This is a genomic window from Desulfobaculum senezii, from assembly GCF_054657395.1.
On the sequence record NZ_BAAHYU010000001.1, the window covers coordinates 5001 to 26947 of the forward strand.

At 66.0% G+C, this 21947-nt stretch carries 17 protein-coding genes and 2 rRNA genes (1 of these 19 only partly in view); 17 read left to right on the forward strand and 2 right to left on the reverse strand.

What is annotated here, in order from left to right; all coding sequences use genetic code 11:
- The 3 genes from ACYQ2T_RS00020 to ACYQ2T_RS00030 all read left to right on the forward strand — a co-directional run.
- A 23S ribosomal RNA gene (locus ACYQ2T_RS00020) occupies window positions 1-334 on the forward strand; it begins 2607 nt to the left of the window's first position.
- A gap of 43 nt (window positions 335-377) precedes the next feature.
- Window positions 378-492 (forward strand): 5S ribosomal RNA (rrf, locus tag ACYQ2T_RS00025).
- Window positions 493-1803: 1311 nt separating this feature from the next.
- Window positions 1804-2349 carry a GNAT family N-acetyltransferase gene (locus tag ACYQ2T_RS00030; protein WP_459897473.1) on the forward strand — a complete coding sequence of 182 codons (546 nt, stop codon included), beginning with the start codon at window positions 1804-1806 and terminating at the stop codon, window positions 2347-2349.
- Window positions 2350-2496: 147 nt separating this feature from the next.
- On the opposite strand, the gene ACYQ2T_RS00035 is transcribed toward ACYQ2T_RS00030, so the two are convergent.
- Both ACYQ2T_RS00035 and ACYQ2T_RS00040 read right to left on the reverse strand, forming a co-directional pair.
- Window positions 2497-2994: an AraC family transcriptional regulator gene (locus ACYQ2T_RS00035; RefSeq protein WP_459897474.1), complete on the reverse strand. Its 498-nt coding sequence runs from the start codon at window positions 2992-2994 to the stop codon at window positions 2497-2499.
- An 88-nt stretch (window positions 2995-3082) separates the two neighbouring features.
- Window positions 3083-3976, reverse strand: a complete 894-nt coding sequence (locus ACYQ2T_RS00040) for an AraC family transcriptional regulator (protein WP_459897475.1) — start codon at window positions 3974-3976, stop codon at window positions 3083-3085.
- Between the two features lie 156 nt (window positions 3977-4132).
- Between ACYQ2T_RS00040 and ACYQ2T_RS00045 the strand changes: the two genes are divergently transcribed.
- From ACYQ2T_RS00045 to ACYQ2T_RS00110, 14 genes are all read left to right on the forward strand, one after another.
- The gene (locus ACYQ2T_RS00045; RefSeq protein WP_459897476.1) at window positions 4133-5248 is read left to right on the forward strand and encodes a hypothetical protein; all 1116 of its coding nucleotides are present in this window, start codon (window positions 4133-4135) and stop codon (window positions 5246-5248) included.
- A gap of 3 nt (window positions 5249-5251) precedes the next feature.
- On the forward strand, window positions 5252-9517 hold the full coding sequence (locus tag ACYQ2T_RS00050; RefSeq protein WP_459897477.1) for an acyl-CoA dehydratase activase: 4266 nt from the start codon (window positions 5252-5254) through the stop codon (window positions 9515-9517).
- Window positions 9518-9609: 92 nt separating this feature from the next.
- The gene (locus tag ACYQ2T_RS00055) at window positions 9610-10845 is read left to right on the forward strand and encodes a type II secretion system F family protein (protein WP_459897478.1); all 1236 of its coding nucleotides are present in this window, start codon (window positions 9610-9612) and stop codon (window positions 10843-10845) included.
- A 114-nt stretch (window positions 10846-10959) separates the two neighbouring features.
- Window positions 10960-11943 carry a UDP-glucose 4-epimerase GalE gene (gene galE / locus ACYQ2T_RS00060; RefSeq protein ID WP_459897479.1) on the forward strand — a complete coding sequence of 328 codons (984 nt, stop codon included), beginning with the start codon at window positions 10960-10962 and terminating at the stop codon, window positions 11941-11943.
- Window positions 11944-12336: 393 nt separating this feature from the next.
- A complete protein-coding gene (locus ACYQ2T_RS00065) occupies window positions 12337-13158 on the forward strand; it encodes a PDZ domain-containing protein (protein WP_459897480.1) in 822 nt (273 codons plus the stop codon).
- Window positions 13155-15119: a type II secretion system secretin GspD gene (gene gspD / locus ACYQ2T_RS00070; protein WP_459897481.1), complete on the forward strand. Its 1965-nt coding sequence runs from the start codon at window positions 13155-13157 to the stop codon at window positions 15117-15119. Before ACYQ2T_RS00065 ends, gspD begins: the two co-directional genes overlap by 4 nt.
- Window positions 15116-16924: a GspE/PulE family protein gene (locus tag ACYQ2T_RS00075; RefSeq protein WP_459897482.1), complete on the forward strand. Its 1809-nt coding sequence runs from the start codon at window positions 15116-15118 to the stop codon at window positions 16922-16924. The genes gspD and ACYQ2T_RS00075 overlap by 4 nt, the downstream gene beginning before the upstream one ends.
- A gap of 14 nt (window positions 16925-16938) precedes the next feature.
- On the forward strand, window positions 16939-17349 hold the full coding sequence (locus tag ACYQ2T_RS00080; RefSeq protein ID WP_459897483.1) for a type IV pilus modification PilV family protein: 411 nt from the start codon (window positions 16939-16941) through the stop codon (window positions 17347-17349).
- Complete coding sequence (locus ACYQ2T_RS00085) at window positions 17346-18002, forward strand: prepilin-type N-terminal cleavage/methylation domain-containing protein (protein ID WP_459897484.1); 657 nt, start codon at window positions 17346-17348, stop codon at window positions 18000-18002. Before ACYQ2T_RS00080 ends, ACYQ2T_RS00085 begins: the two co-directional genes overlap by 4 nt.
- Window positions 17999-19045: a hypothetical protein gene (locus ACYQ2T_RS00090; RefSeq protein ID WP_459897485.1), complete on the forward strand. Its 1047-nt coding sequence runs from the start codon at window positions 17999-18001 to the stop codon at window positions 19043-19045. The genes ACYQ2T_RS00085 and ACYQ2T_RS00090 overlap by 4 nt, the downstream gene beginning before the upstream one ends.
- The gene (locus ACYQ2T_RS00095; RefSeq protein ID WP_459897486.1) at window positions 19042-20418 is read left to right on the forward strand and encodes a hypothetical protein; all 1377 of its coding nucleotides are present in this window, start codon (window positions 19042-19044) and stop codon (window positions 20416-20418) included. Before ACYQ2T_RS00090 ends, ACYQ2T_RS00095 begins: the two co-directional genes overlap by 4 nt.
- A complete protein-coding gene (locus ACYQ2T_RS00100) occupies window positions 20415-20972 on the forward strand; it encodes a hypothetical protein (RefSeq protein WP_459897487.1) in 558 nt (185 codons plus the stop codon). The genes ACYQ2T_RS00095 and ACYQ2T_RS00100 overlap by 4 nt, the downstream gene beginning before the upstream one ends.
- Complete coding sequence (gene gspG, locus ACYQ2T_RS00105) at window positions 20969-21421, forward strand: type II secretion system major pseudopilin GspG (protein WP_459897488.1); 453 nt, start codon at window positions 20969-20971, stop codon at window positions 21419-21421. The genes ACYQ2T_RS00100 and gspG overlap by 4 nt, the downstream gene beginning before the upstream one ends.
- Window positions 21387-21905 carry a prepilin-type N-terminal cleavage/methylation domain-containing protein gene (locus ACYQ2T_RS00110; RefSeq protein WP_459897489.1) on the forward strand — a complete coding sequence of 173 codons (519 nt, stop codon included), beginning with the start codon at window positions 21387-21389 and terminating at the stop codon, window positions 21903-21905. Before gspG ends, ACYQ2T_RS00110 begins: the two co-directional genes overlap by 35 nt.
- Window positions 21906-21947 lie beyond the last annotated feature (42 nt).

The following is a 21947-nucleotide window of genomic DNA, read 5'->3' on the forward strand; positions in this document are numbered from 1 at the left end:
GGTACGCGAGCTGGGTTTAAAACGTCGTGAGACAGTTTGGTCCCTATCTGCTGTGGGCGTAGGAGACTTGAGGAGGGTTGCCCCTAGTACGAGAGGACCGGGGTGAACGAACCTCTGGTGTTTCAGTTGTCACGCCAGTGGCACTGCTGAGTAGCTATGTTCGGAAAGGATAACCGCTGAAGGCATCTAAGCGGGAAGCCTGCTTCAAGATTAGGTCTCCCTGGACTTTTTGTCCCTAAAGACCCCTCGAAGACTACGAGGTTGATAGGCTGGGTGTGTACGCACAGCAATGTGTTGAGCTAACCAGTACTAATCGGTCGTGCGTCTTAACTGATCACAAATCTCTCCCTATTTTACTCATATATTTACATATTTGTCCTGGCGACCAGAGAGAGGTGGCTACACCCGTTCCCATTCCGAACACGGAAGTTAAGCACCTCATCGGCGATGATACTGCAGAGGAGTCTGTGGGAAAGTAGCCCGTCGCCAGGACTTTTTTTTGCCCAAAAAGCGCCAACAGCACACCACGCCGTCGGCGCTTTTTTTGCGCCAAAAATCCACCACCCTCACCAACTCCAAACCTCCCCCCCAGCCCCAACCCCCAAGCGCTGCCCACACAACACCATCGCAACCCATACGCCTCACGTATCTCCTGCGCTCCACTGTCTGCCTATGCCACACACTCCTGCCTCCGGCGGCTCAAGGACTCCGCCCTTGAGAATCCCGAGTGCGCACATGCCGGGTGCGAGTGGAGATAACAGCCGTCACCCCTGTGAAGCTCTCGCCCGAGTAGACAGGTACGAAGGGAAAAGTATTTTTGGGGGCCGTGGCGCGTTGGAAGAGCGGTGAGAATCCTTGATCTGCACCACAACATTATTTCGAGTTGAGCAGCCCGCCGCGATCAATAAAACCTCACCACCCAACCCAAGAACTCCCAACCACCACACCCTCGCGCGAAGCACAGAAATACCAAAGCATTCGGACGCTTCTAAGCGTCCAGAGCGGCCAAGTCCGTACCGTGCTCCGCCATTCACTTACCGCCAACACCTGCGCACAGCACCCGGTCAGCCTGCCACGATCAATAAAACCCAACCACCCGAGCCCAAACCTCCCCAACCACCAGCCGCACGCGCGAAGCACCGAATCCCAGAGCCTTCGGACGCTTCCAAGCGTCCAGAGCGGCCTAGACCGTGCCGCGTTCCACCATCTGCCCACCACGAACATCCGCGCAAAGCACCCGGCCAGCCCGCCCAGCCACAGCCTAGAAACCATGCCCGAGACTGCTCCGCACCCACCACCTCCTCCCATCCGGCTCCGGCCGGAGGGGGACGGGTGTCCAGAGGGTGCGGGGGGAATCCTGCAAGGTTCCCCCAACACCCTTTGGCCGTCGGAGACACGGCGACAACATACAGAAATCCCATCGAAAGCACCTCTCGGCCCCGCCAACACAATACCCAACCATTCGCCCGTCCCCTCTTTCCGCCTCCTTCTTCATTTTTTCCCCCACACCTCACCACCTCAGCCCAAACCTCCCCAACCACCACACCCCCGCGCGTAGCAAAGAAACACCAAAGCAGTCGAACGCTTCTAAGCGTTCAGAGCGGCCTCGACCGTGCCGTGCTCCGCCATTCACTTGCCGCTACCATCCGCCCACCACCAAAGCCGCTTTCTCCTCGGCCCCACAACGCGGCGCCTCACCATTCCTCCACCCTCAATTCAAATATTGACTTCCAACCATCTCCCTGCGTTAACGTCCTTACAGGCAACAAATCCCTCACTGACAAAACAACACCGGAGAAAAAGGTGCACGCGCAACACATCACCATACGCCCGACAACTGACGCTGATTTCAAAACTATTTTTGCCATCCATTCGGCGGCGTTTGGGCAAGAGGACGAAGCGCGGCTGACGCTGAACCTCTTACGTGATCCCAGTGCGGCGCCGCGGTGTTCGCTGCTGGCCTTCGATGGTGACAGGGCTGTGGGGCACATTCTGTTTACGAAGGTTACGATCTCTGGCAGTGATGACGCCCGCGCGGCGATTCTCGCTCCGCTAGCGGTTCTGCCACAGGCCCAGCGACAGGGAATAGGCGGCCAGTTGATCCAGACCGGGCTGCACCACTTGAAGGACATGAACTTCGGTTTCGTCTTCGTGCTCGGTCACATTGAATACTATCCCAAGCACGGCTTTGTTCCTGCCCACCCCTTTGGCCTGTACCCGCCGTATCCAATCCCGAAAGAGATGCAGGACGGGTGGATGGTCCAATCGCTGGGCATAGAGCTAGGCACAGTGCAGGGCACCATCACATGCGCGAATGAGCTCGACAAGCTGGAGTACTGGAGCGAATAACCCCTCGCGTCCGCCACGCCCCGGCCTTCGCGGTCATGGAAGCGCGTTCCTTCGTCACCCCACTTCCCCCCTCCACCAACACAAAAGCCCGCCCCGTGGACCAACACGCGGCGGGCTTTATCATCCCTTCTCATGGGTGTGGTGCCGTTACTTCACGGCAAGGCGAACCTCCGTCAATAGCTCCTGCGGCGGCACGTGACGGGGGTCATTCAGGTATATTTCCACGCAGGGCTTGGGATCGAACTCCCGGCCAAGGGCGGGCAGCGCTTCATCCATGAGAGCGATGTAAACGTGCTTCAGCTCGGAGTACGGGCCTTTAACCACGGCGCACACATAGTCGCCGCCGTCGATGTCCATCAGTTCCACGGGGGGCGCCGGGGCGATGGAGTCGGCCACGGTGACGCACGCGTCGTAACGAATCTGGTTCGGCGGGGTGACGGCGGGGTCGTCGTGCCCGACGCCAAGGTAGAGGGCGTCCTCGGTCGCGGCACCGGCAGGGATGGCCCATTCCATAAGCGTGGTCCAAACCTGCTCGCACTCCTCATACGGGCCAACGTGGCGCACCTTGGCAACATGCATGGGGGCAAGGGTCTTGACCTCTGCGGTCGCGCCAAAGGCTTCGAGGGAAAACGTTTTTTCAGGCATGGAGAACCTCCTTGGTGTGTAGGTGTTGCTGTCCTGCCCTTATAGCGCGTGCGGGGGGAGGGAATCCTGACCGTTTTTGCTGTTTTGCCTAGCGGGCAACAAGGGGGATGCGAACCTCGGTCCGGAGGTCCTCCGGGGCGGTCTGCTCCGGGGTGTTGAGATAGCACTCCACACTGGGGGCGTTGCGGAATTCACGGCCAAGGGGCGGAATGCCCTGCCCGCAGATGGCGGCGTACACGGCTTGGAGGTTGTCGTATGGCCCGGTGTAGGTGCAGCAGGCGTAATCGCCGCCCTGAATGGTGATGGGCGTGATGGGAGCCGGCGGTGGGGGCACCTCGCCGTTGACGCTCAAGCAGGCGTCATAGCGGATAAAATTATCCTGCGTGATGGCGGGATCATCGTGGCTGACGCCGAAAAAGCGTGTTTGCGGAGTAAGAAGCCCTTGCGCTCCGGCCCAGCCGCACAGGGTCTCCCACGCCCAGCCGCAGTCGTAATAGGAGCCAACATGCCGGACCGAAAGCACAGCGGCGTCGGGGATGGTCCTGATGGTGATGCTGAGGCCAAAGCGGTCCAAAGCATAGTCTGGATGCGCGCACAACGTTTCGCGCGGGCTTCCGCCGCGGCCAAGCAGTTCAGGGGAACCATGAAGACGAAAACGCTTGGGCGGCGTACCGAAATGCGTCTTGAAGGCGCGGGTGAAGGCTTCTTGCGATTCGTACCCAGCCTCAAGGGCAATGTCCGCAATACTGCGGGAGGAATACAGAAGCCACGACGCCGCGCGGTCAAGGCGCAGGCGGCGCTGATAGGCCTTCACGCTTTGTCCCACCATGCCTGTAAACAGCCGATGAAAATGGAACGGCGACAGGCAGGCCTGTTCGGCTATGGCGTCCAGGGAGAGGTCTTCGGCAAGGTGCTGTTCAATGTAAAGGAGCGCCTTGTGGATGCGTTCGGCGTAGGTGTACTGGCTGGCCTGTGTCGTCACGGCGGCTGTCCTGTTGGTCTTGGGTGAGTGCTTTGCGGTGTATGCTAGCGGCATTTGAAAAGGACGCAAAGTGATTTCCATAGCGCCTTGCTCAAGGGCTCAAAACGTCGTATCGTCATCGGGAAACCCTGTAATCCTAAGAGCCCGGGAGTGTCGATGCCTGACGACGTACTGACGCATGCCGATATTGCGGAGTCTCTAGGCGTTTCCGTCTCCACAGTAAAGAACTACCGCTCCAAGTTTCCGGAGTGTCTGCCCATAGCGCGGGCGGGCAAACCCCTTGGGTTGGCGCCGGAATGCCTTGCCGTGTGCCGCGCCATCCGCAAGGGCTTTGGCGAGGGCCTTTCTGTGGAACATATCCGCCAGCGCCTGTACGAGCAGTTCCCATCATGCCGCGAAAAGGGGCGCGCTCCGGGTATCCGGCGGGTTCGGGGAACGGGCGCGGACGTGCTGGGCGGCATTGAACGCAGCCTGACGCAATTGGAGTCCGCCCAGTCCGCCGTTATGGAGCGTGTCGCCTCGCTGGAGCAGCGTATAGACGCCATCCTCGGCCGCGCACAGGCTTCGGGCGGTGTGGGCGCAGGCGGCGCTGACAGCCCGGAAATGTTGGAAGAACTTGCGCGCCTGCGGGAGGACGTCTCGGCCCTGCGCCGCGGCTGCGACGCTGGCGAGGCGCCAAAGGCGCGCGTGGTGACGATTCGCGGCAAGGACGGCCGGGCTGAGCGCTGGAGCGTGGGGCGCGTGGATGCGAAGGCCACCCCCGCCCACGAAACCGCCCCGCAAAGCGAACCGTCCGGACCACCGCCCGAACAAACGCGCGAACAACCGCGCGGGGCCCCGCACGCGCCGGAGGAGCAGGAGACATCCGCCCCGCCCGGCGCATCAGCCTCTGCAGAACGTGCCGCGGAACTTCCCGCGGATGTCGCCGCGTTGCCACTGGTGGTGCGTTCCGCGACGGGGGATTTCCTCGGCATGTCCCTTGGTTCTGGCGCGGCAGTGACCCCCGCGGTGTTGGAACAGGCTGTCACCGCCAAACAGGGGCCCACACGCGCGTGGCGGCAGACGGAAGAGGGGACGTGGGAGGGCACCCTCGGCTCCGGCGCGCAAACTCACGAAGTCCGCATGACGCTGGTGACAACGCCCCGGGGCAACCGTGTGGCGCATGTGGAGCGGCTCCGCCTTGGAGGCCGCGATATGGATGCGGCATTCCTGCGCGAATTTTTACGGCGTCTGCGGGATGCGGCGGAACCATCAACCACGGCGGCGGAGTAAGCCATGCGGTCACAACGCGCGGAAAATGACGAAGCGGCACTGAGGGCGGAGCGTTGGGGCGGGCTGGATGTCGGGTCGGTCAGTGTTAAGCTGGTGGTCCTTGATGCGGATGGCGCTCCCCTTGTCCAGCGTTATGAGCGGCATAAGGGAGAGCCGGAAGCAGTCGCCCTGCGCCTCTTGGCTGATGCCTTGGACGCCCACGGCGGCTTTGCCCTGACCATGACGGGCTCCGGCGCCCGGCGGCTGGCCGACGAGGCGAAAGCCGAACATATTTCGGAGCTGGCGGCCCATGCGGCAGGTGTTTTGGCCGCCGTGCCGGATACCGCCACCATTATTGAAATAGGCGGTGAGGATTCCAAACTTATTACCCTTGCTGACGGCGTGTTGGACGACTTTTCCCTCAACTCCGTGTGCGCGGCCGGGACCGGGGCCTTTTTGGACCAGCAGGCCGAACGTATGGGCCTCAGCATTCAGGATTTTAGCGCCGTGGCCCTCGAATGCCCGGAGCCGCCACGTGTGGCGGGGCGGTGTAGCGTCTTTGCCAAATCGGACATGATTCACCTGCAGCAGGTTGGCGCGTCCGTGCCGGATATTGTCGCGGGACTGTGCTTTGCCGTAGCACGCAACTTCAAGGGCGCCATTGTCCGTGGCCGGGCGGTGCGCCAGCCCGTGGCCTTTGTGGGCGGCGTCGCGCTCAGCGCCGGAATGCGCCGGGCATTGCGGGAAGTTTTGGGGCTGGACGCCCTGCATGTGCCGCCGCAGCCCACCACCACGGGCGCGCATGGCGCGGCCCTTATCGGTCAGCGCGAAGGGCGCGGGGCAAGGCTGGATACGGCCGTCCTTGCAGCCCTGCGCCAGCGGTGCGAAGCCCGCCGCACCGGACGCGACAAACGCGCTCCACTTGTGGATGATGCCGCCGCATTTGCCGCGCGCCATCCAGAATGCATGACCTGTGATGTCGCCCCCCTCCCGCCGGAAGGGTGCGACGGCTACCTTGGTGTGGACGTGGGGTCCATCAGCACCAACCTTGCCGTTGTGGACGCGGCAGGACGCGTGCTTGCGCGGCGCTATTTGCGTACGGCCAGCCGCCCCATCGAGGCCGTCCGGCGCGGCCTGCGCGAAATTGGGCATGAGCTTGGCGGGCGCGTGCGCATCTGCGGTGTTGGCACCACAGGGTCCGGGCGCTATATGATTGCGGACTTTATCGGCGCGGACGTTGTGCTCAATGAAATCACAGCGCAGGCGCGGGCGGCAGTTTTTCTTGATCCCGCCGTGGACACCATCTTCGAAATAGGCGGGCAGGACTCCAAATTTATCAGCATTGACGACGGCGTCATTGCCGACTTTGCCATGAACAAAGCCTGCGCCGCTGGCACAGGCTCCTTCCTTGAAGAACAGGCCGAGAAGCTCGGCATTGATATCACGGGCGAATTCGCCCAGCGCGCCCTTGGCGCCGAAGCCCCCTGCCGCCTTGGCGAGCGCTGCACGGTGTTTATGGAAAATAGCCTGCTCTCCGCCCTTGCGCAGGGCGCGGACATGGACGACCTGCTGGCCGGGCTGGCCTATTCCATCGTTGAAAATTATCTGGGCCGCGTTGTGGGCAAGGGCCGCATTGGCTCGCGGATTTTCTTTCAGGGCGGCACGGCCTTTAACCGCGCTGTCATCGCCGCCTTTGAGCGCATCCTTGAAACGCCCATCGTTATCCCCCAGCACCACGACGTCACCGGGGCCATCGGCATGGCCCTGTCCGCGCGCGACGCCATCGCCGAAGGTGAGTGCCCCTCGGCCTTTCGCGGCTTCCACCTTGGCAAACGCCGCTACGAGCAAAAATCCTTTACCTGCAAGGGATGCGAGAACCACTGCGAAATCCGCGCCGTGCGCATCGAGGGCGAGGCGGACAGTTTGTATTACGGAGGGCGGTGCGAAAAGTACGACATCCGCCGGAGCAGTGAGCCGCCCGGAGAGGACCTGTTTGCCTTCCGCCACAGCGCCCTCATGGCCGAGCATGCACGGCGCAAGGGGCTCTTCCGTGAAGCAGGCGAACGGGCGCGGCGCGGGCGCATGGGGGTGCCGCAGGCGTTCTTCCTGCACGACATGCTGCCCTTTGTGACGACCTTGCTCTGGGAGTGTGGGTTTGAACCCGTCCTCTCTCCTGCAACACGCGCGGCAGTAACGCGCCTCGGGTCCGAGGCCGTCCTTGCTGACACCTGTTTCCCGGTCAAGGCCGCCCTCGGGCACGCCCTGCATCTGCTGCACTCGCAGTTCGATGCCGGGGAGGGGTGCGAGGCGCTGTTTGTCCCGTCCTTCATCAATATGAACACACCGGACGACCCGCACGGTGACGGCCTCTCGTGCCCGCTGACGCAGAGCTATCCCTTTCAGGTCCGCCAGCTTGCCCCGCGCGCGGCAGTGGTGGCCCCTGCCCTTAACCTGCGGCGCGGTGACCGGGCCGTGGAACGTGAACTGCACGCCGCGCTCCGGCCATGGCGCGTCACGCGCCGCGAAGTCCGTACGGCGCTCTCCCGCGCGTGGACAGCGCAGCGTAAGTTTGAAGACCGCCTGCGCGCCAAGGGCCGCGAAGTGCTGGAGCACCTCGACACCGAGGCCGCCGTGGTGGTGGGGCGCCCCTACAACGCCTTTGATTCCGGCATGAACCTCGACCTGCCGCGGAAGCTGGCGGGCCTTGGCATCCCGGCCATCCCCATGGACTTTTTACCGGCAGAGGACGTCAGCGACACGTGGGGCACCATGTACTGGCGCTCCGGGCAGCGCATTTTGCGCGCGCTTCGCGCCGTGCGCGGCGATGCGCGGCTGTATCCCATCTGCATTGGCAGTTTTTCCTGCGGGCCGGACGCGTTCATCAACACACTGGCCGAACGTGAGTTGGCGGGAACGCCCGCCCTCTTTCTGGAAATTGACGAGCACAGCGCGGACGCAGGCATCATCACCCGGGTGGAGGCCTTTTGGGACAGCATCGGCGCGCGGCGCAAGGCCGGGCGCGAGCAGCGCGCCACGCGCCCCCGACTGCCGCGCCCAGCCGCGTATACAGGACGTGGGCGCACCGTGTACCTGCCGCGGATGTCCGACGGCGCGTACGGACTGGAATCCGCGTTTCGGGCCTGCGGAGTCGAGGCCGAAGTGCTCCCGCGCACCACGCCAGACGCCGTGTCCCTCGCGCAGCGGGAGTGCTCCGGCAAGGAGTGCTACCCCTACGCCACCACCCTTGGTGATGTACTGGCAAAATGCGCCGAGCCGGGCTTTCAGCCCCAGCGCTCGGCCTTTTTCATGCCCGGGGGCACCGGCCCGTGCCGCTTTGGGCAATACAACCACGCCCAAAGCATGGTGCTGGATTCCCTCGGCTACGCGGATGTTCCCCTGTACGCCCCGGAGCAATCCGCCCGCCTGTATGATGATATGGGCATTGCCGGGCGCGACCTCGCCCGCCGCTGTTGGTACGGCATCGTCGCCTACGACCTCTTAACCAAATGCCTGCACGAGACGCGCCCTAACGCGGCAGAGCCCGAACAGGTGGACGCCTGCCACCGCGAGCACTGTCGCCGCCTGCGGCAGGCGCTACGCGGGCCGCTTGATGCCGCGCCGCGCGCCCTTGCCGCCGCGCGTGACGATTTCACCGCCTTGCACTGCGGCCATAGCCCGCAGGTGCCCCGCATCGGCATCGTCGGGGAGATTTACGTCCGCTCCAACGCCTTTTGCAACGAGGATATTTGCCGCAAGGTTATGGACCTTGGCGGGGAACCATGGCTCGCCCCCATCGGCGAATGGATTGCCTACGTCAACGCCATGTCCGTGCAGGACGCCTGCCGCCAACGCGACTTGCGGGCCCTGCTCACCCTCGGGATGACCCGGCGGGTGCAGGGGGGCATTCAGCGCCGCCTTGAGCACGTCTTTGACGGACACCTGCGCACCATTCACGAACCAAACACCGCCGCCACCCTGCGTGCCGCCGCGCCCTACATCAGCGACAGCCTACGCGGTGAGGCCGTGCTCAGCGTTGGCGCGGCTGTGAATATGATTCATGCCGGGTGTCACGGCATCATCAACGTCATGCCCTTTGGCTGCATGCCCGGGACGGTGGTCACAGCGCTTTTGCGCACCGTTAGCCATCATTATGGTGTTCCCTGCATCACTCTTGCCTTTGACGGCACCGAGTCCCCGGCAAACCGTCTGCACGTTGAGGCCTTTATGGAGCAGGCCAAGGCCCGCGCCCAGCGGCAGGCCGAAACCCGGCCACCCGTCCCCGCAACGTAGCGTCGGCCCTTTCCTTTCTTGCCAAGCCGAGATACAGAACCTTCTGTACCGGATGCGCGAAGACCTTCAGGCAAGTGAGGAACTTGAGGCACATGCCAGTCTTTCGATTTGAAGCCGCCACACCAGAGGGCAAGGTGCTGAAGGACACCGTGGATGCCGCCAGCCGCTTTGAGGCCGGGCGCATCCTGCGCGAGCGCCACCTTGTTCCCCTGTGGCTGGAGGACGTTGGCCGTGGCGCACCGAGCACGCCCTCTCCACTGCGCAGGGCCCTTGCCGCCCGGATGCGCTCTCCTCTTGCCCCGCGCGACTTTGCGTCCATGACCACTCGCCTTGCCACGCTGCTGGATGCAGGGCTTCCCCTCGACGCCGCGCTCACCAGCATGCTGCAGCACGGCGTTGGCGCGCGCCCGGAGCGCATCCTCGCCAGCATTCGCGAGCAGGTTCGGGCCGGGGCCTCACTTGCCGAGGCCATGCAGCGCACGCCGCCGCAGTTTTCCCCCATGGTCCTCGCCATGGTCCGCGCCGGAGAGGCCTCCGGAATGCTTGGCACCGTGCTTGGGGAAATCGGGGCGGCAACCACCCGCTACGACGCCCTGCGCCGCCGCATCCGAAGCGCGCTGACCTATCCCGCCTTTCTGTGCTGCGTTGGTACTGGGGTGGTCGTCTTTCTTCTCGCCTTTGTTGTCCCCCGCCTCACGGCGATATTTGCGGACTTTGGTCATGCGCTGCCCGTACCGACGCAGGTGCTGGTCACACTCAGCCACGCCTTGAGCGCGTGGTGGCCATGGCTTCTGGGGATCGTCCTCGCCGTCGCCCTTGCTCTCCGGCTATGGCTGCGCACCGAGGCTGGCCGCCGCGCCCTTCATTCCGCGGTGCTGCGCACGCCGTTCTTCGGCACGCTCTGGCGGCGTTTCGACGCGGGACGCTACGCGCGGACGCTTTATTTGCTCCTGAAACATGGGGTGCCCCTGCACCAGGCCTTAACCATCACGCAGGGCGTCCTGAGTAACGCCGCCCTCCACCGCAAGAGCCTCAGCGTTCGTCCAGATGTCATCGCCGGGGGAACGCTGGCCGCAGCGCTACGCCGCCAAAAGCTTTTCGACGCTGGCGACATGCAGATGATTGCCGCTGGGGAGGAGTCCGGCGCCCTTGCCGCCATGTTCCGCACCGTGGCCCGCGCCTGCGAAGCGGACGTGCAGGGCGCCCTCTCGCGCGGGATGGCGCTGTTGGAGCCGGTCCTTATTCTCGTACTCGGCTCCATCGTTGGCAGCATCGTTTTGGCCATCATGCTTCCGCTTTTCGAGATGGGCAGCCTTCTGACCGGCTGACGCCCATCCGTGTTCCCGGTGGTGACAAAATCCACGGGAAACCGTACCCTTAGACCAGTACGCCCCGCCCGGGGCTTTTTTCGCGGACCTTCAACGCACGCAAGAGAGCACGCGATGAGCACGAATATTCTCGTTACCGGCGGCGCCGGATACATTGGCAGTCACACCTGCAAGCAACTCAAGGCCGCAGGCTACACGCCCGTCACGTTTGATAATATGGTCTATGGGCACGAATGGGCCGTGAAATGGGGCCCCCTCGTCATAGGTGATATTCAGGACCGCGCCGCGCTGGACGCCGCCTTCGCAAAGTACGCCCCCGCCGCGGTGATCCATTTCGCCGCCTACACCTATGTGGGCGAATCCGTGGAGGATCCGGGCAAGTACTACCGCAACAACGTGTACGGTACCGTGAACCTGCTTGAAGCCATGCGCGACCACAATTGCGGCAACATTATTTTTTCCAGTACCTGCGCGACCTACGGCGTGCCCGAGACCATGCCCATGACCGAGCAGCTCCCCCAGCGCCCCATCAATCCCTACGGCTGGACCAAGCTCATGATTGAACAGGTCCTGCGCGACTTTGAACACGCCCACGGCATAAAGCACATGGCCCTGCGCTACTTTAACGCCGCAGGCGCCGACCCCGACGGCGAGATTGGCGAGGACCACGATCCCGAAACCCATCTCATCCCCCTCACCGTGCTGGCCGGTCTTGGCCGTCGTGGTCCCATCAAGATTTTTGGGCAGGACTACCCCACCCCCGACGGCACGGCCATCCGCGACTACATTCACGTCACCGACCTTGCCGACGCCCACGTGCTCGGCCTTGGGGTGCTGCTGGACGGTGGCGAAAGCCGTATGATCAACCTCGGTACCGGGCACGGCGCCAGCGTTCGTGAAGTCGTCGACGCCGTGGGACGCTCCCTCGGCTCCCCCGTCCCAGCCGAAAACGCCCCCCGCCGCGCCGGAGACCCGCCCATGCTCGTGGCGGACGCCACCCGCGCCAAAACCGAACTCAGCTGGACCCCGCGCTATACCAACCTCGATGACATCGTCGGCACCGCCTGTCGCTGGCACAACGCGCATCATGGGAAGTAAACAAAGGCCGGTGAGCGAGAAGACGGCTTTGTAACTCGATAAAAAACGATCTGAGAACGCCTCCGTCAGAGATGACGGGGGCGTTTTTATTTGTCTCCACACGGCCGAGAGCATGTCAGGGGTGACGACCGTCCTATCCACACGCACCCGGCCTGTGCGCATTTGGGATTCTCAAGGGCTACGCCCTTGAGCCTGCGGAGCACACAACGCGTGTCGCCCCCACCCACTCCCAGCATAAAGCGCCTCCCCTGATGCAGCCCCCTGTGCCATGTCTCCTTTGGCGTTGACTGAAAAATGGGTGTCAAGTAGTGGCAATAGGGACATCGTTACAGATGGTCCGTATTTGCTGCGCTGTCTTGGCCAGTTGTGCGGCGCTCTCGCGATGCTGAGAGGATGATGATGCGCTGTGTGTCGTGGTTTGTCGCGTTTGTGCTTGTGTGCGCCGGTCTGTATTGGCTTGTCGAAGCTGTGCAGATGTGGCGCTCTCCTGTGCTGGAGGCGGCGCCGGTGCGTGCGCCCTTGGGCGCGCACCAGGGCTGGCGGGCGCCAAGCCTGCGGGACTGTGAGGTTGCGGCGGGGAGTGACGTCCTTGCGCCTTCGCGGGGACAGGCGGCGCGGCCTGATGACAGTGTGCTTGATGCCTTGCCGCTTGCGGGGCCGGGGGTGTCGCTTCGGGGCACCATTGTGTCGCATGATGCGCGGCTGTGCCGGGCGGTGATTGCGTGTGGCGGCGAGGAGGCAGCGGTGCGTGTGGGCGGCGCTGTTGGCGGGGCGCGGCTTGTGTCCGTGTACCGTCGCGGGGCGGTGCTGGAGCGTGCCGGGCGGCGTGTGGCGCTACTGTTTGATGGCGCGGAGCGCTCCGGAAAACCGGCGGCGCACCGGCAACAATCTGCGTATGACGTTATGTCATACACGCTGGAGCGGGAAGAATTTCAGAAGATTGTGTGCAGTCCGTCTGCGGTGTTGCGGCAGGCGGCGATGACCCCGGGGCGCGAGAAGGGCCGCGGGGGCTTTCGTGTGCAGTGGGTGCAGGACGGGGGCTTCTTTGCCCGTCTTGGCTTGCGGCAGGGTGATTTTATTACGGCGGTGAATGGACGGCAGGTGACGGGCCTCCCTGAGGCGCTGGGCCTGATGGATGAGCTGGGGCGGGAGCATTTCGAGGTGGAGCTGTTGCGGAACGGAGCGCGCCGCGCTTTGGTGGTGGACATCCGATGATGTGGGCGCGCAGGGCATGTGTTGGGGCCATGGTGCTTGCGGCGCTGGTGTGTCTGCTGGTTGGCGGCGTTGCGGCGGCGGACGGCGGCGAGGACGCTGGGGCTGATGGTGTGCGTATGGATTTTGAGGACGCGGATATCCGCTCGCTCATTAAGTACATCAGTGATGTCACGGGCCGGAATTTTATTGTGGACCGCCGGGTGAAGGGGCGGGTGACGGTGCTGTCTCCGCGCGCGATTACGGCGGATGAGGCGTATGGGGTGTTTGCGTCGGTGCTGGAGGTGCACGGCTTTACCACGGTGGAGCAGGGCGCGGTGACGAAGATTGTTCCCTCTGCCGAGGCGCAGAGCATGAGCGTACCGACCCGTGCGGGGTTACGGCCCTCGGACGGCGGCGAAGCGGTGATGACGCAGGTGCTGCCCCTCACGCACGCCAGCAGTTTGGATTTGCGCAAGGCCCTCTCTGGCCTTGTGTCTGCGGCTGGGCTGATGACGGACTATCCGGCAGGAAACATGCTGATTGTGACGGATTACCGCTCCAATGTGGACCGCATTGCGGGCATTGTCCGGCGCGCGGACACGGCGGCGCGCGATGGGCATGTGGGCGTGTTTGCCATGCGCCACGGGAGCGCCCCGGCCACGGCGGAGGTGGTGACCCGCCTGCTGGCGGAGCGGCGCGAGGCGCGCCTGAGGCGGGGCGAGAGCGTGTCGCACACGGTGGCGGGGCTGGCGCGGACGAATACGGTCATCGTGGTGGGCGTGCAGGAGGACGTGGAGCTTGTGCGGCGGCTGGTACGCGCCATGGACGTGCCAACGCCGGAGCATACGGGCACGGTGCACCTTGTGTATTTGGAGAATGCGGACGCGGCGAGCGCGGCGGAGGTGCTGCGCAAGCTGATGGAGGAGCGCGCGGGCGAGGCGTCCGCAGACGCCACGCGGCGGCATATCAGTGTGGTGGCGGATACGGCGACCAACGCCCTTGCCATTGCCGCGCCGCAGGAGGAGTTCGCGGTGCTGTCGCAGATGATCCGCCGTCTCGATGTGGCGCGGCGGCAGGTGTACGTGGAGGCGCTGATTATGGAGGTCTCCGCGGATAAGGGGCTGAGCTTTGGGGTGAATTGGTCCGCTGGCGGCACAACGCGCATCGACGGCACGGACGCGCTGGTCTTTGGCGGCTCCAACCCCGGGGGCGCGCCCGGCGTGGTGGATGGCGCGCGCGAGACGTTTTCCATGCCGTCCGGATTTTCGGCGGGACTGGTGCTGTTTCCCTTCACCATTGGCGACCAGCGCTTCAACTCCGTGGAGTCGCTCATTTCTGCGTCTAAGGTGGATACGGGCTTCAAGGTGCTGGCAACGCCCCAGCTCCTGACCTTGGATAATGAGGAAGCGCGGGTGGATGTGGTGGATACCATCCCCTTTGTGGAGCGCGTGACCACGGAGAGCAAGGATACCGAGTCCACCCAGAGCATTACCTACAAGGACGTGGGCGTGAAGCTGACGGTCACCCCGCAGATTGGAACGCACGACATGCTGCGCCTGCGCCTGCATCAGGAGGTCAGCCGCGTGGTGAACAAGACGGTATCCGTTGGCGAAAGCGAGCCATTGCTCCTCGCCCCCACCACAAAAAAGCGCGAGGTGGAAACCACGGTGCAGGTGCGCGACGGGCAAACTATTGTCATAGCGGGCCTGCTGAGCCGCGACGAATCGCGCGACCGTAATCAGGTGCCGGGCCTTGGGGACGTGCCGGGGCTTGGGTGGCTGTTTAAATCCAAAAGCACCCGGCAGAGCGACACGAATCTTTTGCTCTTTTTAACGCCGCGCATCATCGACAGCCCGGAGCACGCCGCGCGCATTGCGCGCGAAAAGCGGCGCGAACTGGAGCGCGTGGGTGTGGATGATGACGGCCTTGGCGAGGCATGGATTGCGCCGCCGCCCTTGCCGCAACCGGTGCTGGAACCATGAGCGCCCTTCACCCCCACAAGACGCAGGGGCAAGCCGGGCAAGGCTCCCCGCCGCAGGCATCGCCCCAAGCGCAGGGAAGGGCCGAGGTCAACGCGCCGCCCTCCATGCTGGACCAGTCTCTTGATGACATGCTGCAAACGCATCCCTTGGTGCCGCAACAGGCGGCGCAGGCCCTGCGGCGCGAGGGGGGCGCGGCGGGCGAGGCGCTGCTGCGCGGCCTTGTGCGCGGGGGGCATATGGCGGAGATGGACGCCGCGCAGATTCTTGCCGGGCACTATGGCCTGCCGGTGACGGACCTTGCCGATGCTACGGCGGATACGGACGCCCTTGGGGCTGTGCCTTATTTGTACATGAAGGACCACGGCGCGGCGCTGTGCCGCGATGGCGGCGGGCGTGTGCTGGCTGTGGCCGGGTCGGAAGGGCTGCTGGTGGCCGCGGACGCGGCGGCGGTGTTTGGCGCGGATGTGCGGGTGGCGGTGGCGCCGCGCTCGCGCATTGTGGCGCTGCTTGGCGCGGCGTACGGCGAGGCGGGCGGCGATGACATTGGCGGCATTGCCATGCCGGGCGCTGGCGAGGCCGGTGCGGGGCTGGACGCGGAGGCGGACATTGAGGCGTCGGCGAGGGATTTGCTGGATGAAACCAGCGACGCGCCGTTTATCCGGCTGGTGAACGCCATCATCGCCCGCGCCATCCGCGAGGGGGCGAGCGATGTGCACATTGAGCCTTTTCCGGAGTCCCTGCGGGTGCGCTTTCGCCTTGATGGCGTGCTGTATGACAGGTGCCACCTTGCTGCGGGGCTGCATGCGGCCATGGTTTCGCGCATGAAGATTTTAGCCAAGCTGGACATTGCCCAGCGCCGTTTGCCGCAGGACGGGCGCATCTCCCTCGCCCTTGGGGGGCGCAAGGTGGACCTGCGCGTGGCAACCCTGCCAACGGGCTATGGCGAACGCGTGGTCCTGCGCGTGCTGGAGAAGAGCGCGCGGGTGCTCTGCCTTGATGAATTGGGCGCCCCGCCGGAGGACATCCGGCGCATCACGGGGTTGGCGGCGCTGTCCCACGGGGTGGTGCTTATTACCGGGCCGACGGGCAGCGGCAAGACCACCACGCTCTACGCCCTGCTGCGGCACATCAATACGCCAGCGCGAAATATCCTGACCATTGAAGACCCGGTGGAGTATCAACTGGACGGCATCGGCCAGATGCAGGTGCAGGAGAACATCGGCCTCACCTTTGCGGCTGGGCTGCGGTCCATTGTGCGGCAGGACCCGGACGTTATCCTTATTGGCGAAATCCGCGACCGGGAAACGGCGGAGATTGCGGTGCAGGCCGCGCTGACAGGGCACCTTGTGTTTGCCACGCTGCATACCAACGACGCGGCCAGTGCGGTGACGCGCCTTGTGGATATGGGCATTGAGCCGTTTTTGCTGTCGTCCGTACTGGGCGGGATTGTGGCGCAGCGGCTGGTGCGGCGGCTGTGTCCGTCCTGCGCGCAGGCATATGAGCCGCAGGCGGAGGAATTGCGGGACCTTGGGTTGTCCCACCCCTTTGGCGGGGCGGGGCTGTACCGCGCTGGCGGGTGCGAGGCATGCCGGGGCACAGGCTACCGGGGCCGCAAGGCCGTGATGGAGGTGCTGTGCGTGGATGAATCCTTCCGGCGGCTTGTGGCGCAGACGCCCGACGCCGACGCCCTGCGCCGCCACGCTGTGGCAGGGGGCATGCGCCCCTTGGCGCGCTCCGCCTGCCGGGATGTGGTGGCCGGAAAGACCAGCGTTGCCGAAGTGCTGCGCGTGACGCGGACGGCCTAGGCGTGGAGGGGAACGTGAAAGGCACACGGCGCGCGGCGCAGCGGGGCATTACCTTGGTGGAGTCGCTTGTGGCGTTGGCGCTGGCGGGGCTTGGTCTTGTGGCCGTGCTGCATGGCGTGCAGCGCAGTCAGGCCGAGGTTGCCGCCCTGTCCCGGCGTGACGCCGTGGTGCGTGAGGCCGCGGCCCAGCTGGCGCGATGGCGCGCCTTGCCCCCCGGTCGCCGTTTTGCCCCCGGCGCTGATGACCAGACGCAGACAGCGACGCCGGGCGTAACGTGGACCACAACCACGTGGCGGCAGGCGCCGGGAGTGTTGGCCCTGCGCCTTACCGCCCGGTGGGGGCAGGGTGGCGAGCACAGCTACACCATTGAAACCGCCAAAGTGCTGCGGGGGGCGGAGGACGGCACCATGGAGCGCCGGACATGACGTCTTGTGCTTCGGCGCGCGCGGGCCGTGGTTTTACGCTGGTGGAGATGCTGGTGGCGCTGGCTGTGGCGGCGGCGCTGAGTGTTGGCGTGCTGGGCGCGCTTCGCGGACTGATGCGCGGAACGCAGAACGCGCGTGATGCGCAGGCGGCGCGCCATGCGGCGCGGGTGGGCCTTGCGCTTGTGGAGGATGATTTACGGTCCGCCGAAGGTGTGCGGACCCTGCTCCGCGGGATTGAGGAGCCGCGGGCAGCGGGTCGGCAGGTGCAGCTGCCCGCCCGGACGGCGCGGACCGTTCTGGACCTGACAACCCGGGCGCTGCCCCTTGAGGGGAGGGCGCTGGAGCCGGATGCGGTGCAGCGTGTCCGGTACATTCTGCATCCGGGTGAGGGCCGGGACGGCCGCGCCACACTTCTCCGTCAGGAGTGCGCTGCGGGCGGGCGGGGTGCTGGCGCCCCATGGGCGCGTGCGGAAGTCTTTGACGCGGTGACCAGCATGGACATTGCCGTGGAGGACGGCGGCGCGGCGCGTGGGCTGCGCGTCGTGCGGGTGCGCCTTGGCCTTGCCACGGGGCAAGGACATGGGCGGGTGTTTACCATTGCCGCGCCGGTGCGCGAAGCGGCCCTTCGTCCCGCAGGCGGGGGGCGGCCATGACGGCGCGCGGGCAGGAACAGCGCGGGGGCGTGGTGCTCATTGTGCTGGTGGTGCTGGCGCTTGGCTCGTGGTGGGCGCTGGAACTCGCCCACAGCGTGCGGGTGGAGCAGGCGGGTTCCGCGTGGCTGCGGGACAGGGCCGGGGCAACGGCGCTGGCTGAGGCGGGCATCGCCACCGGGCGCGCGGCCTTTGAGCGCGCGGCGCCGGAGCGCCTGCATCTGTCGCCCTTTGCGGCGCAGGGGGCGGCAGGGGGCGCGGCAGTGCCGGGCTACACAACGGGCGCGCTGCGCGTGAGCATCCAAGACGAGACGGGCAAATTTCCCCTCAACGCACTGGCGCGGCTGCGCGCGCAGGAGGTGCGGGAGGCAAGCGGCCTTGCCGGGGTGTTCGCGCGGCTGGTGCGGTTGGCCGCGCAAGAGGCAGGCCGTCCGCTGTCTCCAACGCAGGCGCGGCGGGTTCTTGGCCGCATGCGGGACTGGATAGACGCGGACGACGCCGCGTGCATGGCTGGAGGGGGGACCGGGCAAAGTGAAGGGTTTGAGACTGCGCCGGGCGGGTCCGGCGCGCCAAACCGCCCACTCAAGACCCTCGCCGAAGCCCTTATGATGCCTGTGGGACCGGGGATGACGGTGGGCGACGTCCTCCCGCCGGAGAAGGCGCGCAGGCTGTTGACGGTGGAGGACACGGGCGGGCGCATCAATATGAACACCGCCCCGCGCGAGGTGGTCATGGCGCTGGTGACGGCGCCGGAGCGGGGTGAAGCCTTTTGGCAGGCCGTGGAGGCCGGGCGGCGCAATGCGCGGCGTAGCGTGACGCCGGGGTGGTACTTGCATCCCGGCGGGCCGGGCGGCGCATCCTTCGCGGCGGTGGTGGTTCGGTGCGTGGATGTACGGGCGCGGGTGGCGGTGGTGGACGCCGAGGCCCGTTGTGGGCGGGTGACGCGGCGCATGCGCATGGCGGTGCGGCGCGTTGGCGGCGGCCCTTCGCAGGCCGTGTGGTCGCAGGTTTGGACGGTGCAACAGCAAGGAACAAACGCGGCATGATGGGCGGCAGACTGTGTGTGGACCTTTCCCGGCGTCCTGTGCCGGTGGTTTGTGTCGGCGCGCGTGGGCGCGTTCGCGCCGCCGCGCTTGTGGAGGCCCCCAGCGGTCCTCTGGACGCTGTGGCGGCCCGCATTGCGGACGTGGCGCGCGAGCGCGGCATGACGTGGAGCACCTGCGCCGTGGGCCTTGGCGCGGAGGGAATGTTGTGGCGCCCCCTCTCCTTCCCCCGCCGCGCCGGGGGGCGGCTTGCGCAGGCGGTGGAACTGGCGCTGGAGCAGGAACTCCCTACGTCTCTTGATGGCCTTGCCACCGCGTGGCGGCGCACGTGGCGCATTGGCGCGCAGCACAAGGTGCTGGCCGCTGCGGTGGACCGGGAGCGCGTGCGCGCGACAGCGGACGCATTTTGCCGCGTGGGGCTTGCGCCATGCTCTATATGGCCGGCGCAGCTTGGCCTTGCGCCGATGGCCGCGCTGGGCGGCGCAGACGCGCTGGTCATGGACCTGCGGGGCGCGGTGGTGGACCTTGTGGCCGTGGCGGGCGGGGAAGGCGTGTTTGTCCGGTCGGAATGTGTGGGTGATGACGCGCCGCCGCAAGAAGCGCCGCGCCGCATTGCCATGTGGGCTGTGTGGTGCCGGGAGCGCGGCATCTGCGCGCCCACGCGGATTGTGTGGGCGGGGCGCGATAAAGGCCGCGCGAGGGCCATTGCCGAGGACGCGGCGCGTCTGTGCGGGCTTGAAGTCTCGCCCGCACCGCCCCCCAAGGTGCCGGAACAGGGGGACGGCGCGGATGCGTCAATGTTTTGCGCGGCGGTGGGCCTTGCCGCCGTGGCGCGGCAGCGTGGACCGGGATTGTGCTTTGCGTCGCTCCGCGGCGGGGCGCGGCGCGGCTGGTCGCCCACTTTGGTGGCCGCGTGTGCGGGGTTTGCCTGCGTCAGCCTTGCCGGAATGCTGGGGGCGGATATTGCCGTTCACCACCGGGGGGCGGCGGCGCAGGTGGAGGCCATGCACGCCGCCGTTCATGAGGCGCTGCCCCGCCTTTCCGGCAGACGCAGCGCGCAGGAATATGCGGCTATCCTTCGCGCCCGCCGTGCGGGCCTGCGCGCGGGAGGGGCGACGGAGCAGGGGCGCGTTCTTGGCGCGCTGGTGGCGCTGTCGCGGTGCGCCGTCCCGGGCGCGCAGGTGCGTCTGGAGCAGTTTTTCTGTGATGGCGAAGCGGTGCGGTGCACGGTGCGGGTGGAAGGCGCGGCCAGCGCGAAGGATGTCGCCCGCGCTCTTGAGGCGTCGCCAGATTTTGCCGTCGTGCGCTGCGAGGCCGCGCCTGACGGACGCGGCGCTGGCTACCGCCTGACCGCGCAGTTGCGGGGCGCGCCATGAGCGTGCGTGCTGGACTGCGTGCGGTGCAGGACTGGCCGCTGCGCCGGTGGGCCATTGCTGCGGCCCTGCTGGCGGCGGGCGCCGGGGTGGCCCTGCTGGCCCAGCAGCGGGAGCAGGCGCGCGCTCACTACGCCGCCACCGTCGCCACCACGCAGCATGTGCGGCGCGAGGCCGCGCAGTACCGCGCCGAAATTGCCGCAAGGCCCGCCCAAAGCGCATTGGCGCCGGCGCAGGATTCCGCCGCCGTTCCGGGGCCGCAGGAGAGCCTGCGAGACATCCTGCTGTGGGCGGCCAAGGCATCCGGCGTCGTCAGCGGTATGCGGCTTGATGCTGGCGCGCAGCAGGCCATGACCGTGCATTTTGCCCCCAAGGGGCAGGAGGCGGGCGCCCCCCTTGGGGCAGTGCTCGGCTGTTTGTGGCGGGCGGAGCAGGCGAGTGGCGGGGCGCTCACCGCGCTGGAAATAGACACGTCGGGGCGCGCCGCTTACGTAACGGCGACCCTATCCCGCGCCGCACCGGGCGGCGCAACCATGCACAGGGAGGACGCGCAGTGAAATCGCGCACCACACCGCCGCGCCGGAGAGGGCGCGGCGGCTTTACGCTGTTGGAACTCATGGTGGTCATAGTGATTCTTGGCGTGCTGGCCGGGCTGGTGACGCCGCGTCTTATGGGCGAGCCGCACAAGGCGCGCGTGGTGAAGGCCAAGCTCCAGATGGAAAGCCTCGCCACCGCCTTGCACAAGTACGCCCTCGACAGCGGGGCCTATCCCACAACGGAGCAGGGGCTGGACGCCCTTGTGACCAAGCCGCGTACAGGCCGCGTCCCGCGGGAGTATCCAAAGGACGGCTATATCGCCAAGGTGCCGCGCGACCCATGGGGTACGCGCTATGTGTACCTCAGCCCGGGCGAGCATGGGCCCTTTGATGTGCTTTCTTATGGCGCGGACGGTCAGCGGGGCGGCGTGGACGATGATGCGGACATCGGCAGCTGGACCATCGAATAGCGCCTTTACGCTTCTTGAGGTGCTGGTGGTGCTGGTCATCGCGTCCTGCGCCGCTGGGCTGGCCTTTGCGCCGTGGCGCGGGGGCGGTAGCGCGGAGGCGCTGCATGCGACGGCCCGCCGGTGCGCCGCCGTGGTGCAACGCGCCCGCACGCAGGCCATGCTGACGGGCCAGCCATGGCAGGTGGTTGTGGATTTGGACGCCCAAACGGTGTCGGCCCGTCCTCTCGGCGCGCCGGAGAGCCCGCAGCGCCGCGCTGGGCGTGTAACCGTGCGGGAACCGCGCCGCATTCTCTGGGCGCGCACAGCGGTTTCCGGGGGAGATACTTTGGGGCGGCAGGATGCCGGACGGGTGGTGCTTGTGGCGCAGCCCTCTGGGCTGGTGGAGCCTGTGGTCCTGTGCGTTGGGGATGGCCAGGCGCGCGTTTGGGCGCGGGTAAAGGCCCTCAGCCAGCGTGTGACGGTGAGCCGCACGCCCGTGGAATGAATTGATACGAGAGCAGATGGGGGATGATATGGGCAGAGTGTT

Bases quoted from the DNA above. Each gene is read 5' to 3' on its own strand.
- ACYQ2T_RS00035 (WP_459897474.1), bottom strand. From the start codon at position 2,994: ATGCCTGAAAAAACGTTTTCCCTCGAAGCCTTTGGCGCGACCGCAGAG.
- ACYQ2T_RS00095 (WP_459897486.1), top strand. From the start codon at position 19,042: ATGATGGGCGGCAGACTGTGTGTGGACCTTTCCCGGCGTCCTGTGCCG.
- ACYQ2T_RS00090 (WP_459897485.1), top strand. From the start codon at position 17,999: ATGACGGCGCGCGGGCAGGAACAGCGCGGGGGCGTGGTGCTCATTGTG.
- ACYQ2T_RS00050 (WP_459897477.1), top strand. From the start codon at position 5,252: ATGCGGTCACAACGCGCGGAAAATGACGAAGCGGCACTGAGGGCGGAG.
- gspD (WP_459897481.1), top strand. From the start codon at position 13,155: ATGATGTGGGCGCGCAGGGCATGTGTTGGGGCCATGGTGCTTGCGGCG.
- ACYQ2T_RS00045 (WP_459897476.1), top strand. From the start codon at position 4,133: ATGCCTGACGACGTACTGACGCATGCCGATATTGCGGAGTCTCTAGGC.
- ACYQ2T_RS00110 (WP_459897489.1), top strand. From the start codon at position 21,387: ATGATGCGGACATCGGCAGCTGGACCATCGAATAGCGCCTTTACGCTT.
- ACYQ2T_RS00100 (WP_459897487.1), top strand. From the start codon at position 20,415: ATGAGCGTGCGTGCTGGACTGCGTGCGGTGCAGGACTGGCCGCTGCGC.
- ACYQ2T_RS00065 (WP_459897480.1), top strand. From the start codon at position 12,337: ATGATGATGCGCTGTGTGTCGTGGTTTGTCGCGTTTGTGCTTGTGTGC.
- ACYQ2T_RS00075 (WP_459897482.1), top strand. From the start codon at position 15,116: ATGAGCGCCCTTCACCCCCACAAGACGCAGGGGCAAGCCGGGCAAGGC.
- galE (WP_459897479.1), top strand. From the start codon at position 10,960: ATGAGCACGAATATTCTCGTTACCGGCGGCGCCGGATACATTGGCAGT.
- ACYQ2T_RS00085 (WP_459897484.1), top strand. From the start codon at position 17,346: ATGACGTCTTGTGCTTCGGCGCGCGCGGGCCGTGGTTTTACGCTGGTG.
- ACYQ2T_RS00055 (WP_459897478.1), top strand. From the start codon at position 9,610: ATGCCAGTCTTTCGATTTGAAGCCGCCACACCAGAGGGCAAGGTGCTG.